Genomic DNA, 15,286 nt, shown 5'->3' on the forward strand with positions numbered 1-15,286 from the left:
CGGAGGTGACCTGCGTCACTCTTTCCCGGCGGCGCCGACGGCGGCTCCCGCCGCGGCTCCTACGGCGCCTCGTCGTCGGCGGTCCCGGCCGACAGCGCGTGGGTGAACCCCGGATTCGCGGAGAGGATGCCGCCTTCGACCGGCAGCGTGACGCCGGTGATCCAGGACGCGTCGGCCGAGGCCAGGAAGGTGACGGCGGCGGCGATGTCGGCGGGTTCGCCGACGCGGCCGAGCGGGTACAGCCCCGCGGCGGTCTCCAGCATGGACTCGCGGCCCGCCCACGCGGGCGTGCGGATGGTGCCGGGCGCGACGAGGTTGACGCGGACGCCGCTGGCCGCCGCGTGCACGGCGAGCGTGCGGGTCAGGGAGATCAGTCCCGCCTTGGCCGCGCTGTAGGAGTGGTTGCCGAAGTACGACATGCCGTTGACCGAGCCGATGTTGACGATCGCGCCGCGCCCGTCGGTCGCGGCGGCCAGGTGCGGCAGCGCGGCGCGGGAACAGCGCATGGCGCCGGTCAGGGTGACGTCGAGGTCGCGCAGCCAGTTCTCGTCCGGCTCCTCGGTGAAGTCCTCGGAGTGATCGCTGCACGAATAGGCGTTGTTGACGAGGACGTCGAGGCCGCCGAAGGCCGCCACCGCGTGTCCGACCGCCGCGTCCACGGCCGTACGGTCGGCGACGTCGCACCCGACCGCCTCCGCCCGTCCGCCGTCCTCGCGGATCGAGGCGGCGGTGCGTTCGGCCGCTTCACCGTTGAGGTCCGCGAGGAGTACGGCGGCGCCTTCCGCGGCGAATCTGCGGGCCGTCGCCTCGCCGATGCCCCGCGCGCCGCCGGTCACCATGACGGTGTAGGTCGCGAATCGTTGCCCTGAATACGCCGCCGCAGCTGTCCCGTTACGCACCATCGGGTCAGCGTAGGCACTCCCGTACCGCCCTGACCAGGGCTTGGGCACGGGGATCCGCAGTGACGTTCTTCTGCATGCCGTTGGTGACGTAGCCGAAGCCGATTCCGCTCGCGGGGTCCGCGAAACCGAGGCAGCCGCCGCGGCCGGGATGCCCGAAGGAGCCGGGCGCCAGCAGCGGGGACGCCGGGCCGTGCAGCATGTATCCCAGGCCGAATCGAGTGTTGACGATCAATACTCGATCCGGCCCCTCGGACTCCACGGTCCGGGCGGCGGTGAGCGTGGCGGGCACGAACAGCCGCGGCCCGTCGGTCAGTTCCCCGATCAGGGCCGCGTAGAAGCGGGCCAGCGAGCGCGCGTCGGTGATGCCGTTGGCGGCGGGCAGCTCACCCGCGCGATAGGCGGGGTCGTTCTCGTCGGGCCGCGGCGAGATCGCCCCGAAGGCGCGCATGGTCAGCGACTCGGGGTCGGCGTACGCGTCCTGCACGGACCGCTTGGGCCGGGCCCGCAGCGCGCCGGAGACGGCCGGTTCCGGCGTGACGGTCTCGGCGGTCCCGCCCACCCGGTGCGCCTGCCCCGGCGGCAGCCCCACCCACAGGTCGAGGCCGAGCGGCCGGGCGATCTCCTCCGCGACGAAGCGGCCGACCGTCCGCCCCGACGCGCGCAGCACCAGCTCCGCGACCAGCCAGCCGTAGGTGTGCGCGTGGTACCCGTGCGCCGCGCCCGGCGGGAACTGCGGCTTCTGCGCGGCCACCGCGCGCGGCCCCGTCGTGCCGTCGAGCGCCTGCTCCGGCGTCAACGGCGTGTCCAGCGCGGGCACTCCTGCCCGGTGCGCCAGCACGTCCCTGACGGTCACCCGCTCCTTGCCGTGCGCCTTGAACTCCGACCAGTACGCGCCCACCGGCGCGTCCAGATCCAACTGACCGCGCTGGTGGAGCAGCAGCAGACAGGCCGCGGCCACGCCCTTGGTGGCCGACCGGACGATCTGCACGGTGTCCTCGGCCCACGGCTTCCCCGAGGGCTCCCCGGCCGCCGCGGCACCGCCCCACAGGTCGACCACCTTGCGGCCGTGCCTATAGAGCGCGAAAGCGGCGCCGACATCCCCCCGGCGGGTGAAATTCTGGGCGAAAGCGGTACGTACCGGCTCCCAGCCGTCCTCCGCCGTGCCGTGGACGTCCGTGAACGCGTCCATGAATGCCGCCTCCGCCTGCCGCTCCGCCGGTCCACCCGCTGCACCGAACTCTGCGGCACCCATGGTGCACGACGAAGATGCGCGTTCTGTAAACAGGCGGTGGGACGGGCCGTATACGCGGTCGAGCGCGGGCGGCGGCGGGGCGGCGCCCGTTCCCCACGGGCGGCGGCGGGGCGGCACTCGTTCCCCACGATCGGCGGCGGGGCGGCACCCGTTCCCCGCGGCAGGAGCCGGAAAACCACCCGGGCCCGCGGCGGGCCCGCGACCCCGGCCGGAGAGTGTCCGGCCGGAGCGCGGGACCCGTCACGGGCCCGGTGGGGGGGGTCCGCTACGGGAGCGGCGGGTACGCGTTCTGCACGAGCTGGTGGAACTGCGCCGAGAACCAGGCACCCGCGAGCGGGGCGTTGGCCAGGGCACCGGTCGGGTTGTTGCCGTTGCGGGCGTTACCGGTGTAGGTCGGGTCGCACATCCGGTCGAAGCCCTTGCCCTGGTCGTTCGGGATCTGGGTGCTCGAACCGTCGGACTCGCCCGGAGGCTTCACCCACACGTAGGCGTCGATACCGGCGGCGGGCGCCGCGGTCGGGCGCTCGCCGATGCCGGCCCCGGACTGGTTGCACCAGTTGCCGGCGTGGATGCGGCGGTCGATACGGCCACCGTCGACGTAGGTGTCAACGGTCGTGGTCGCCCCGGGACCGGCGGGACGCGAGGCGCCGCCCCAGCCGTTGCGGGAGGTGTCGATCAGCATGCCGATGTTGGAGTTGAAGCCGTCCGACACCAGGAGGTTGCGCAGGGCCTGCGCGTAGCTCTGCTCATCGACGTATTGATTCCAGTCAACCCACTTGGACTGGCGAATGGTGGTGCCGTTCACGCTGTCCGTGACCTTGAAGTTCGGCTCCACGGTGGCGCTGTAGTTGGCCGTGTTGACGATGAAGCCCTGGACGTCGTTGACGGTGGCGCCACCGGTCTTCGCGGCCTTCAGGAACTCCTGCGCGGCGGGCGCCAGGTTGGTGTCCCAGCCGAGCCAGGCGTGGTGTCCGGCGTCGATGTAGTTGTACGTGTTGCCGATCGCGCCGAGCTTGGCGAGCGCGTAACCGACGCCGTTCTCGTAGTTGCCGTTGGCCTTCATCGTGGCGCAGGCGTCCGTCGAACCGGCGGTGCCGCCCGCGTTGGTGACCAGGTTGGGCAGCGAGTCGGGCTCGATGATGTTGACGATCCGCAGGCCCGCGTACTTCGGGTCCGACATGATCGCGGCGATCGGGTCGATGTACTCGGTCTTGTAGCGGCCGATCTCCGTCGCGCCCAGTTCGCCGTTGGAGGCGAGCGCGGCGCAGTCACGGCCGGGCAGGTCGTAGATGACCAGTTCGATGGTGAGCGGCTGGCCTGCGGCCTGCTGCACCGCCGCGTCCAGGTGGGCCTTGAGCCCCATGGCACCGTTGGTGCCCGCGATCGCCGCGATCCGGTCCAGCCACACCGCGGTGGACTGGTTGGCGATCTTCGATCCCCCGTCGGCCGCGGCCTTCGCGGACCAGTCCGGGTTCACGTAGCCCTTGGCGCCCGCGTACGGGTTGTCGACCCTGGTGCCGGGCGGCGGCGAGGTGGGCGGGGTGGTCGGCGGCGTCGTGGGGGGCGTCGTCGGCGGAGTGGTGGGGGGTGTGGTCGGGGGCGTCGTCGGCGGGGTCGTACCGGTGCCGCCGCCGCACACGACGCCGTTCAGGGTGAACGACGACGGCTTGGTGTTGGTGCCGCTGTACGAGCCGTTGAAGCCGAAGGTCGCCGTACCGCCGGTCGCCACCGCGCCGTTGTACGACAGGCTCGCCGCGGTCACGGCCGCGCCCGTCTGGCTCACGGTGGCGTTCCAGCCCTGGGTGACCTTCTGATTGCCGGGGAAGTTCCAGCCGAGTTGCCAACTCGTGATGGCCGGGCCGGTGTTGGTGATCGTCACCTGCGCGGTGAAGCCGGAATCCCACTGGCTCACGTCGTAGGCGACCGAGCAACCGGCGGTGGCCGCCGAGGCGGATGTCGTACTCATCGCGGCGACCACGCCGCCTGAGGCGACGACCATCAGGCCGGCCGCGAGCGCGGCGGTTCTGCGTCGGACTGTCGGGACTGCCATGTGCGAACAACCTCCATAGGGGGGATGGACCCCTCGAAACGACTTCGCGGGGTCATGGGAGGTGGTGCGGTGAAGCATGGTTCGGTTACACGCTCTTAACGTGGGAGCGCTCCCATAGTGGGCAGGCGGTCCGCTCCTGTCAATGCTTGGCGCTACGTCCATGGAGTTGGTCCCGGACGGGGGCCGGGCGCCAACACCTCTGAAACGCATGACGGTTGGCGGACCCGCCCGGACGGGCGGCCGGGTGCCGGGGCACGGAGGGAGCGCCGGGGGCGGAACCCCCGGCGCCCGCTCGCGCGTTATGCCGTCGCGGCCGCGGCGGCCCGCCCCGCCGCGCGCCCGGAGAAGATGCAGCCGCCGAGGAACGTCCCCTCCAGCGACCGGTATCCGTGCATCCCGCCGCCGCCGAATCCCGCGGCCTCGCCCGCCGCGTAGAGCCCGCTGAGCACCTCGCCGCGACCGGCCGCGCCGCCGTCCTCCGCGCCTTCCGACCCGCCGCGCAGGACGCGCCCTTCGAGGTCGGTCTCCAGGCCGCCGAGCGACTTCCGGGTCAGGATGTTGAGCCGCACGGCGATCAGCGGCCCCGCCTTCGGGTCGAGCAGCCGGTGCGGCGACGCGGTGCGAATGAGCTTGTCGCCGAGGTAGTTGCGGGCCCCGCGAATGGCGGTGACCTGCAAGTCCTTGGTGTACGTGTTCGCGATCTCGCGGTCGCGCGCCTCGACTTCGCGCCGTACGACCGCCTCGTCGACCAGCCCCTCGCCCGTTACGGCGTTCATCCCCCGCACCAGGGCGCCGAGGTCCTTCTCCACCACGAAGTCGACGCCGTGCTGCTTGAACGCCTCGACCGGCCCCGGCGCCCCCGGCAGCGCGCGCTTGAGCACGTCGCGCACGCTCTTCCCGGTCAGGTCCGGATTCTGCTCGGAGCCCGACAGCGCGAATTCCTTCTCGATGATCTTCTGGGTGAGGACGAACCAGGTGTACTCGTGGCCCGTCCCCATGATGTGCTCCAGGGTGCCGAGCGTGTCGAAACCGGGGAAGTACGGGACCGGCAGCCGCTTGCCGGTGGCGTCCAGCCACAGCGACGAAGGGCCGGGCAGGATACGGATGCCGTGGCGGGCCCAGATCGGGTTCCAGTTCTCGATGCCCTCGGTGTAGTGCCACATCCGGTCACCATTGATCAACCTTCCGCCCGCCGCCTCTGTGATGCCGAGCATCAGGCCGTCCACGTGCGCGGGAACGCCGGAGAGCAGTTTGCCGGGCGGGGTGCCGAGCCGCTTGGGCCAGGCGGCCCGTACGAGATCGTGGTTGCCGCCGATGCCTCCGCTTGTGACGACCACGGCCTGCGCGCGCAGTTCGAACGCGCCCGCCGTCTCCCGCGAACTGGCCTCGCCGCGCGCCACGTCGCTGGCCACCAGGACCTCGCCGGTCACACCGTCCACGGCGTCGCCGGTACGGGTCAGGCCGGTCACCCGGTGCCGGAAGCGCAGTTCGACCCGCCCGCGCGCGACCTCGTCGCGCACCCGCTGCGCGAAGGGCGCGACGACGCCGGGCCCGGTGCCCCAGGTGATGTGGAAGCGCGGCACGGAGTTGCCGGGGCCGGTGGCCAGGAAGCCGCCGCGCTCGGCCCAGCCGACCACCGGGAAGAAGCGCATGCCGCGCTGGTGCAGCCAGGCCCGCTTCTCACCCGCGGCGAAGTGCACGTACGCCTCGGCCCAGCGGCGCGGCCAGTAGTCCTCGGGCCGGTCGAAGCCGGCCGTGCCGAGCCAGTCCTGGAGCGCGAGGTCGGGCGTGTCCTTGATCCGCATCCGGCGCTGCTCGGGCGAGTCGACGAAGAAGAGCCCGCCGAAGGACCAGAACGCCTGGCCCCCGAGGGACGCCTCGGGCTCCTGGTCGACCAGGATCACCTTCCGTCCGGCCTCCGCCAGCTCGACCGTGGCCACCAGACCGGCCAGCCCCGCGCCCACCACCACGACATCCGCGTCCAGCGCCATCCGACCGCTCCTTACTCGCCAGTAGTCAACGTAGTGACGAGCACGTTACGCGAGCGGCGGGCGCGGGTCAGCGGCATCGGGACCCCGCATAATCCGAGGCGCGGGGCGCCGACCCGGCTCGGTAGGATTCACGCCATGTCTGATGCCCCGCTCCGCGTCCGTTTCGCCCCCTCCCCGACCGGTATGTTCCACGTCGGCGGCGCCCGTTCCGCCCTCTACAACTGGGCGGTCGCCCGACAGTCGGGCGGCACCTTCGTCCTGCGCATCGAGGACACCGACGCGGCGCGCAACAAGCCCGAATGGATCGACGGCATCATCAGCGCGCTCGCCGCCATCGGCATCAGCGGCGCCGACCCCGCCTTCGAGGGCCCGTACTTCCAGTCGCACAACGCCGACCGGCACCGCGAGGCCGCCTCCCGGCTCCAGATCGAGGGGCGCGCGTACTACTGCGACTGCACGCGCGACATGCTCAAGGAGCGCACCGGCTCCGAACACCTCGGCTACGACGGCTTCTGCCGCGAGCGCGGGCTGGCGTACGAGCCGGGGCGGGCGATGCGCTTCCGCACGCCGGACGAGGGCGAGACGGTCGTGGTCGACCTGATCCGCGGCGAACCCGCCTTCCCCAACAGCTCCATCGAGGACTTCGTCATCGCCCGCGGCGACGGCTCCCCGGTCTTCCTGCTCGCCAACGTCGTGGACGACCTCGACGAGCGCGTCACGCAGGTCATCCGCGGCGAGGAGCACCTGTCCAACACGCCCAAGCAGCAGCTCCTCTGGGAGGCGCTGGGCGCCACCCCGCCCACCTGGGCGCACCTGCCGGTGATCGTCAACGAGAAGCGGCAGAAGCTCTCCAAGCGCCGCGACAAGGTCGCCCTCGAGGACTACCTCGCCGAGGGCTACCTGCCCGAGGCCATGGTCAACTACCTGATGCTGCTCGGCTGGGGCCCCGGCGACGACCGCGAGATCCTGCCCTACGAGGAGCTGGAGCGGCTCTTCCGCATCGAGGACGTCATCGGCTCCTCGGCCTTCTTCGACGTCAAGAAGCTCACCGCCTTCAACGGCGAGTACATCCGCGCCCTGTCCCCCGCCGCCTTCGTCAGCGCCTGCGCGCCGTGGCTGACCGCCCCGCACGCCACCTGGGACCCGCTGTCGTACGACGAGGCCGTCTTCGAGACCGTCGCACCGCTCGCCCAGACCCGGATCGCCCTGCTGTCCGAGATCACGTCGTACGTCGACTTCCTCTTCCTCGACGAGCCGGTGCGCGACGACGCGTCGTGGTCCAAGGCGATGAAGGCGGGCGCGGCGGATCTTCTGCGCGACGCAGCCAATGAACTGGGCGCGCTTCCCGACTGGTCGGCCGAGCCCCTGAAGGCGGCCCTGGAGTCCATCGCCGCCGCCCACGGCCTCAAGCTCGGCAAGGCCCAGGCGCCCATCCGCGTCGCCGTCATGGGCCGCACCGTCGGGCTGCCGCTCTTCGAGTCGCTCGAAGCCCTCGGCCGCGAGCGCGCGCTGGCCCGCCTGGAGGCCGCCCGCACCCGGCTGGAGTCGGAGACGCCCGCCGAGTCGTAAGACCCGCCACCCTGGCGCGGCGGGTCTTACACCGCCGCGCCGGACCCGGCATCGGGACCGGCCGCCGGACGGCGTACGGTCGCCGCCGTGACCGTTTACGACACCGCCCGGCGGCTCCCCGCCATCCCCGTGCTCCGTGACCACTGCCGCGCGCTGGCCATGCTGGAGGCGATACTCAGCCCGTCGTGGGAGAGCCGCTTCTACTCCTTCGACGCGCACTGGTCGGACGTCGAGGAGATGGCCTCCATGAGCAACGGCTCGGGCGACGAATACTCCATCGTCTTCTCCCCCCTCGGCGCCTACGTCCGCGGCTTCGCCCACGAGTCCCGGATGAGCCCCTACGTCGAGGACGGCCCCTGGCCCGGTGTCCTCGACGACGTCCCCGACGTCTTCCGCCCCTGCGTCGAGGAGCCCGCCTTCAGCGACGAGGACGGCATGCCCGTCGTCACCGCCTGCCTCTGGCGGCAGGCCGCCGACACCGCGTGGCGGACCGGCGGCGCCATCGAGTTCCCCGACGCGCCCGACGGCGACCCCGACGGCGCCGGGCTCCTCTTCCCGCTGCTCACCGACCGCGACGCCGACGCCTACCGCGCCTTCGCCGAGGACTACTACGAGGTCCCGGTCGCCCCCGCTCCCGTCCACCACGTCCTCGCCCTGCGCCCGCTGACCGCCGAGGTCGTCACCACGCTCAACCCCGACCTCACGCTCCCCGAACTGGCCGACGACATCGCGGCCATCGGCTACCCGCGGCCGTAGCCGTAGCCGTTGCCCCACCACTTGACCACGTACGGCCGTCCGCGCCGCTCTCCGGGGCGGCGTGGGCCAGGCCCGTGCGGTAGGCGATGACGACGAACTGCGCCCGGCCTCGACCGGGTCTTCCCGCACCACCCACCCCTGGCCCCCCCGCACTACCCCTGGCCGCCCGCGGGCCCGGAAGCCACCCCCTTGAACCGCGCCCACACCACCTTCCCGAACGGCTCCCGCCCCTCGACCCCCCACCCGTCCGCGACCGCCGCGACGATCAACAGCCCCCGCCCCCGTACATCCGCCGCACCGGGCTCGCACACCCGCGGCCTCCGCTCCCCCTCCTCGTCACGACTGTCATGCACCTCCAGCCGTACGCACCCGTCCTCCACCACCACCCGCACCAAAAACCCGTGCCCCCGCCGCGTCCCGTGCGCCAACGCGTTCGACGCCAACTCCGATACGCACAACCGCACGTCGTCAACGACAGGCGACAACCCCCATGCCCTCAGAGCCCCTGCGGCGAATTCGCGTGCCAGCCCGACCGATTCACGTTTCGCGTCGAAGAATCTCGATACGGCCGCGGGTAAGACTCCGGCCTTGAGCGCAGCGCTGTCATCAGTCACGAACGGTTCCCTTCGTGTAGCGCAGCGAAGTCATACGCAGACGTGCCGCATGTGCGGCGATCCCGGCCTGGACCCCGCGCGGCACGCCAACGACGAACAAGGGGTGCGAGGAAATCGCCCCCCCTTGAGACTGGACCGGTTGACCGGTCCAGTCAAGTGATTGTCAACTATCCGTGACTCATCGGGTAGTTGTCCGTCAGCTCCCACAGGTCGGAAGGAGTGACGCCCTCTTCTGCGACGAGAACCCGGCCGTCCTTGTCGTGCGCGACATGGAGCACGACCGCGACTGCGAGCGGTAGTTCACGTCGCAACTGCTCCGCCTCCGCCGACGTCGCCAGGCGCACTTTCGTGAGGTCGGTACCCCGCGCCGGTGAACGCCCGGTCTGGCGGGCCACGTAATGGGTCGTCCCTTCGGCGATCGGACCCGCCTGAGTCAGCTTCGGACAGGCCGCCGCGATGTCCGCCGGAAACCACGCCGTGACCAGCGACAGCGGAGCACCGTCGTCAAGCAGCACCAAGCGGTCACGCCGCAGAGCGGACACGCCCGCGGCAAGGTCCAAAATCCTTGCGACACGGTCGGGCGGCGTTTCGTGAACAGGCTTGCCCAACCGTCGGAAGGGGTGACCACCGGTCACGCGCGTGGCGTCTGCCCGGCGCCGACCGGCGGGACGCGCCAACGGCGTTGCGAGTACGTGGAATCCCTGCCCCTGGCGAGCCGCCACGAGGCCGTCTCCCCTCAGTACATCCATCGCCTTGATGACCGTCGCCCGCGACACGGACCACTGCTCGCACAGATCCCGCCCCGACGGCAGGACGTCTCCCGAACCGAACTCACCGTCGGCGATCCGGGCCCGCAACGAATCCGCGATCTCTTCGTACTTGAGCTTGGGCATGGCGGGGCACTCCCGTTCGGTGGACAGGTTGACCGGTCAGGGTAGACCATCACAACCATGGCGACCGCACCCCATGTAGCGTCCGAGATCCTGGACTTCTACGGCTCGGTATTCGACGAGTCGACGCGTCTGACCTCCTCTGCCGACGGCGCGCTGGAGTTGGCGCGGACCCGGGAGATCCTGCGGCGTCATCTGCCGCCCGCGCCCGCCGCTGTGCTCGATGTCGGCGGCGGGGCCGGGGTGCATGCGAAGTGGCTGGTCGAGGACGGCTACCGGGTGCACTTGGTGGACCCGGTCGAACGGCATGTGGAGCACGCGAAGTCGGTCGGCTGCACCACGGAGTTGGGCGACGCGCGAGCGTTGAGCGCGGGGGCCGGGACGTACGACGCCGTCCTGCTGCTCGGACCGCTCTACCACCTGCTGGAGCGTGCCGACCGCGATCAGGCGCTAGCGGAAGCCCGGCGGGTGGTACGGCCTGGCGGCATGGTCGCCGCCGCCGCGATCGGACGGTACGCCTCGCTCTTCGAGCACACCGCGACGACGCTGCTGACGAAGGACCGCGTCCGGGACGCCGTCGGTGACATCCTGGCGACGGGCCGCCACGACCCCGGACGCAAGGGCTTCACAGCCGCTTACTTCCATACGGCGGCGGAGCTGGCGGATGAGCTGACCTGCGCGGGCCTCACCGACGTGACCGTCCTCGGCGTCGAGGGCCCGGCCTGGGCACTGCTGAAGGCCACCGAGCAGCACACGGGCGAGTCTCTGACCGACTCACCGATGTTCGCCGCGGCTCTGACCGCCGCCCGGCTGGCGGAGCCCTACCCGGAGCTGCTGTCCGCCGCATCGCACCTGCTGGCGGTGGGGACCGCCTGACGCCGGCCGCCTGGCCAAGGTCTGTGGGACGGGGTCCCCCGGGGCGCCCGGGGCGGGGCGCATGGGCGGCGGACGGGGGCGAGGCGGGGGCGCAAGGTGGCGAAAAGTTGCCGGGGGTTTCCGGGGGCCGAACCATGGGAGGGGTGAGCGACGGCGCGTACCTCCGATTCCCGCATCTCCACGGCGACCTGCTCAGCTTCGCCGCCGAGGACGACATCTGGGTGGCTCCGCTGGGGGCGGCCGGGGGGTCGCCCGGGCGGGCGTGGCGGGTGACGGCGGACCGGACGCGGGTGGGGCCGCCGCGGCTGTCGCCCGACGGTTCGACCATCGCGTTCACGACCTGGCGGAGCCTGGACCCCGAGGTGTATCTGGTCCCGACGGACGGCGGGGAGTCGCGGCGGCTGACGTATTGGGGCAGCTCCGACACCCGGGTGTGCTCGTGGACGCCGGACGGCCAGGTGCTGGCGGTGTCGTCGCACGGGCAGCCGTTCGCGTACCACACGTGGGCGCACAGCGTGCCGGTGGACGGCGGGCCCGGCGGCCCGCTGCCGTGGGGGCCGGTGTCGGACATCGCGGTGTGCGACGAGAACGGGGAGCCGGGTGAGCGCCGCACCCTGCTGTTGACGGGGACGCCGCCGCACGAGCCGCACGCGTGGAAGCGGTACCGCGGCGGCGCGACGGGGCGGCTGTGGCTGCACGGCGAGCGGCTGGTTCCGGACATCGACGGTCACCTGGCGTCGCCGATGTTCGTGTCGGGCCGGATCGCCTTCCTCTCCGACCACGAGGGCATCGGCAATCTGTACTCGTGCCACCCGGACGGTACGGATCTGCGGCGGCACACCGACCACGCCGAGTTCTACGCCCGCAGCGCCGCCACCGACGGCCGGCGGGTGGTGTACCAGTGCGCGGGCGAGCTGTGGCTGGTGGAGGACCTGGCGGCGCCCGACGCCCGGCCGCGCCGCCTGGACATCCGGCTGGGCGGTGCGAGGAGCGGGCAGCGCCCGTACCAGGTGCCCGCGGCCTCGAATCTGGACAGCCTGGCCATGGACGGTACGGGCCGGGCCAGCGCCGTCTGCGTACGCGGCAGCCTCTACTGGCTCACGCACCGCGACGGCCCCGCCCGGACGATCGCCGACGAGCCCGGCGCGCGGGTCCGGCTGCCGGAGATGCTCGGCGACACCGGGCTGGTCGCATTCGTCACGGACGCGGAGGGCGAGGACGGGATCGAGCTGGCGCACCTGCCGGGGCGGGCGTCGCGGGCGGCGATCCGCGGCGGCGCGCGGGATTCCGCGGCGGCGGACGCGAAGGCGCAGGTGACGGAGGCGGAGGACGTCACCGAGGTGACGGAGGAGCTGACCGATGTGGTGCCGGTCGCGGGTGGCGAGAAGGCGGACGGCGGGGCAGGCGGCGGGGCAGGCGGTGGGGCGGGCGACGGCGGCACAGCAGGCGGAGGCAGGGCCGGTGGCGGGGTGGGCGGCGGGAGCAAGGCCGGTGGCGGCAAGGGCGGCGCGGACGTCAGCCGTTCGAGCACGGTCTACACGGACCCCGCGGCCGGCCGCGGCAAGGGCGAAGGCCCCACCCGTACCCCCGGCTCGGACGGCCAATCGCCCGACACCGATGTGTACACGGACGACGACGTCACCGGCGGCGGCCACGAGCCGGACCGCCCCACCCGCCTCGCCGTCGGCAAGCTCGGCCGCGTCCTGGAGCTGGTCTCCTCCCCCGACGGCGGCACGCTGGCCGTCGCCACGAACGACGGCCGCCTGCTGCTGGTCACGACCGGGGAGGCGGAGGACGACTCGGACGGTGACGAGGGCGATGACCCGTACGGCCTAGGGGACGACGTACGGGCCGACGTACGCGACGTACGCGACGTACGCGAGATGGGCGAGATGGGCGACGCAGGCGACGAGCCCGGCGGCGCGGGTGACGGCACGCGAAACGGCGTGCGCCGCGTACCGCTGGACGATCACACAACCGACGGCCGCACCATGGCGGGCACTGTCGACGAGCTGATCCGTTCCACCAACGGCCCCGTCCGCGACCTGGCCTTCTCCCCCGACTCGGCGTGGCTGACCTGGTCGCACCCCGGTATCGGCCGCAGTCTGCGCTCGGTGAAGATCGCCCGCTTGTCGGACCAGTCGATCATCGACGTCACCAACGGCCGCTTCGAGGACGAGCAGCCCGTCTTCACCCGCGACGGCCGCTACCTCGCGTTCCTGTCGTGGCGCGGCTTCGACCCGGTGTACGACGTTCATACCGGCGACCTGTCGTTCCCGCTCGGCTGCCGCCCGTATCTGGTGCCGCTGAACTCGGCGACGCCGTCACCCTTCGCGCTGCCGGTCGACGGCCGTCCCATCGGCGGCGGTCTCGACCCGGGCGAGAGCGGCGGCGGCGACGGCCCGGTGGTCGTCGAGGTGGAGGGCCTGGCGAACCGGGTGACGCCTTTCCCCGTCCCCGCGTCGAAGTACTCGGCGCTGGAGCCCGTGCACAACGGCCTGGTCTGGCTGCGCTGGCCGATCTCCGGCGCGCTCGGCGAGACCTTCGCCAACCCCACCGACCCCTCCGCCCGCCCGACGCTGGAGTACTACAACCTGACCAAGTCCAAGCGGACCGAATTGGTCCACCACATGGACTGGTACGCGGTCAGCGGCGACGGCCAGCGCCTGGCGGTCTTCGACGAGGGCGAGTTGGCCGTCCTGCCCGCCACCGAACGCGGCGACGACGACTCGACGGTCTATGTCGACATGCGCCGCATCCTGCACGAGGTGGACCCGACGGCCGAGTGGCGGCAGTCGTACGCGGAGGCCGGGCGGCTGATCCGCGACTACTTCTGGGCGCCCGACATGTGCGGCGTCGACTGGCCCGCGATCCTCGACCAGTACCGCCCGCTGGTCGAACGCGTCGCCACGCCCGACGAGTTCGCCGACCTGCTGCGCGAAGTCCTCGGCGAACTGGGCACGTCGCACGCGTACGTCGCCCCCGCCCGCCGCAACGAGGGCCCGCCGCACTACCAGCGCCCCATCGGCCTGCTCGGCGCCGACTTCCAGCACGGCAAGGACGGCACGTGGTCGGTCGTACGGATCCTGCCGGGCGAGTCGTCGGACTCCAAGGCCCGTTCGCCGCTGGCCGGTACGGGCATCCGCGAGGGCGCGGTGCTCACCCACATCGACGGGCGGCCGGTCGACCCGGACGCGGGACCGTATCCGCTGCTGGCCGGCGCGGGCGGCACCACCGTCGAGCTGACCTTCGTCGGACCGGGCCGCCGCGGCGCGCCCCGCCGCGTCGCCGTCGTCCCGCTGATCGACGAACGCCCGCTGCGCTACCAGCACTGGGTGGCCAAACGCCGTTCGGTCGTACGGCAGTTGAGCGGCGGCCGGTGCGGTTATCTGCACATCCCCGACATGGGCGGCTCCGGCTGGGCGCAGTTCAACCGCGACCTGCGGATGGAAGTCGCCTACGACGCCCTGCTCGTGGACGTCCGCGGCAACGCGGGCGGTCACATCAGCGAACTGGTCATCGAGAAGCTGACCCGCACCATCCTCGGCTGGGACCTCACCCGCAACGCGCAGCCGGTCTCCTACACCGGCAACGCCCCGCGCGGCCCGGTCGTCGCCATCGCCGACGAAGCGACGTCGTCCGACGGCGACATGATCACCGCCGCCTTCAAACTCCTCGGCATAGGGCCGGTCGTCGGCTCCCGCACCTGGGGCGGCGTCGTCGGCATGACCGGCCGCCACCGCCTCGGCGACGGCACCGTCATCACCGTCCCCATGAACGCCGCCTGGTTCGACGCGTACGGCTGGTCCGTCGAGAACCACGGCGTCGACCCCGACATCGACGCCCTCCGCACCCCGCTGGACTGGGCCGAGGGCCGCCACGGCCAGATGGACGTCGCGGTCCGCACCGCCCTCGCCCTCCTGGCCGAACACCCCGCCGCCACCCCGCCCGACCTCACCACCCGCCCCAACCGCCAGCGCCCCCCACTCCCCCCGCGCTGAACACACCGCGAAACGGGCGCGGCGGACAGAAACGGGCGCGGCGGACAGGAGAACGGGCCGTGGGCACAAGGGAGAAGGGGCACCCCCGAGGGGGTGCCCCTTCTTTGTCACGGTGTTCGCGTGACGTCAGGCCCAGTCGTCCTGGTCCGCGTCGCTCGACTCGGAGCCGAGGCGGTCCTGCGACGGGTCCTCGACGTCGGAGCGACGGTCCCGCTGCCCCTGGTCCTGCTGGGTGCCGCGCTGCATGTTGTCGCGCGCGTCGTCCGCGGACTCGGCCGCCTTGTCGCGCTGGTCGCCGGCCGCGCCCTTGGCCTTGTCGGCGAACTCGCTGGCCTTGTCCTTGAACTGGTCGAAAGCGCCCATGATCACTCCTCCTGGAGTCTGT

The 15,286-nt window shown here is 72.2% G+C and carries 11 protein-coding genes; 4 read left to right on the top strand and 7 right to left on the bottom strand.

Annotation, left to right across the window (positions count from 1 at the left end):
• Positions 1–59: 59 nt before the first annotated feature.
• The 4 genes from ACIO6U_RS06880 to ACIO6U_RS06895 all read right to left on the bottom strand — a co-directional run bounded on the left by ACIO6U_RS06880 (position 60) and on the right by ACIO6U_RS06895 (position 6,195).
• Positions 60–902, bottom strand: coding sequence for an SDR family NAD(P)-dependent oxidoreductase (locus ACIO6U_RS06880; RefSeq protein ID WP_401716223.1), 843 nt, complete (start codon positions 900–902; stop codon positions 60–62).
• A 4-nt stretch (positions 903–906) separates the two neighbouring features.
• Entirely contained in the window at positions 907–2,091 is a 1,185-nt protein-coding gene (locus ACIO6U_RS06885; protein ID WP_401310367.1) for a serine hydrolase domain-containing protein, read from the bottom strand.
• A gap of 328 nt (positions 2,092–2,419) precedes the next feature.
• Complete coding sequence (locus ACIO6U_RS06890; protein ID WP_391162332.1) at positions 2,420–4,204, bottom strand: glycoside hydrolase family 6 protein; 1,785 nt, start codon at positions 4,202–4,204, stop codon at positions 2,420–2,422.
• A gap of 299 nt (positions 4,205–4,503) precedes the next feature.
• Complete coding sequence (locus ACIO6U_RS06895; protein ID WP_391162333.1) at positions 4,504–6,195, bottom strand: FAD-binding dehydrogenase; 1,692 nt, start codon at positions 6,193–6,195, stop codon at positions 4,504–4,506.
• Between the two features lie 183 nt (positions 6,196–6,378).
• Between ACIO6U_RS06895 and gltX the strand changes: the two genes are divergently transcribed.
• Both gltX and ACIO6U_RS06905 read left to right on the top strand, forming a co-directional pair.
• Positions 6,379–7,764, top strand: coding sequence for a glutamate--tRNA ligase (gltX, locus tag ACIO6U_RS06900; protein ID WP_401310696.1), 1,386 nt, complete (start codon positions 6,379–6,381; stop codon positions 7,762–7,764).
• 87 nt (positions 7,765–7,851) lie between these two features.
• Positions 7,852–8,520, top strand: a complete 669-nt coding sequence (locus tag ACIO6U_RS06905) for a hypothetical protein (protein WP_401716228.1) — start codon at positions 7,852–7,854, stop codon at positions 8,518–8,520.
• 152 nt (positions 8,521–8,672) lie between these two features.
• Here ACIO6U_RS06905 and ACIO6U_RS06910 read toward each other — a convergent pair whose 3' ends face one another.
• Positions 8,673–9,134 (bottom strand): ATP-binding protein, encoded by a 462-nt coding sequence (locus tag ACIO6U_RS06910; RefSeq protein WP_401716231.1) that lies wholly within the window; start codon positions 9,132–9,134, stop codon positions 8,673–8,675.
• 167 nt (positions 9,135–9,301) lie between these two features.
• Entirely contained in the window at positions 9,302–10,027 is a 726-nt protein-coding gene (locus ACIO6U_RS06915) for a GntR family transcriptional regulator (protein ID WP_355337918.1), read from the bottom strand.
• Between the two features lie 57 nt (positions 10,028–10,084).
• Between ACIO6U_RS06915 and ACIO6U_RS06920 the strand changes: the two genes are divergently transcribed.
• Positions 10,085–10,900, top strand: coding sequence for a class I SAM-dependent methyltransferase (locus tag ACIO6U_RS06920; RefSeq protein ID WP_401716234.1), 816 nt, complete (start codon positions 10,085–10,087; stop codon positions 10,898–10,900).
• Between the two features lie 134 nt (positions 10,901–11,034).
• Positions 11,035–14,901: a S41 family peptidase gene (locus tag ACIO6U_RS06925; protein WP_401716237.1), complete on the top strand. Its 3,867-nt coding sequence runs from the start codon at positions 11,035–11,037 to the stop codon at positions 14,899–14,901.
• A gap of 126 nt (positions 14,902–15,027) precedes the next feature.
• Here ACIO6U_RS06925 and ACIO6U_RS06930 read toward each other — a convergent pair whose 3' ends face one another.
• On the bottom strand, positions 15,028–15,264 hold the full coding sequence (locus ACIO6U_RS06930) for a hypothetical protein (RefSeq protein ID WP_355337909.1): 237 nt from the start codon (positions 15,262–15,264) through the stop codon (positions 15,028–15,030).
• Between the last annotated feature and the right edge of the window lie 22 nt (positions 15,265–15,286).

It is taken from the genome of Streptomyces sp. NPDC087422, from assembly GCF_044744145.1.
Classification (GTDB): Bacteria; Actinomycetota; Actinomycetes; order Streptomycetales; family Streptomycetaceae; genus Actinacidiphila.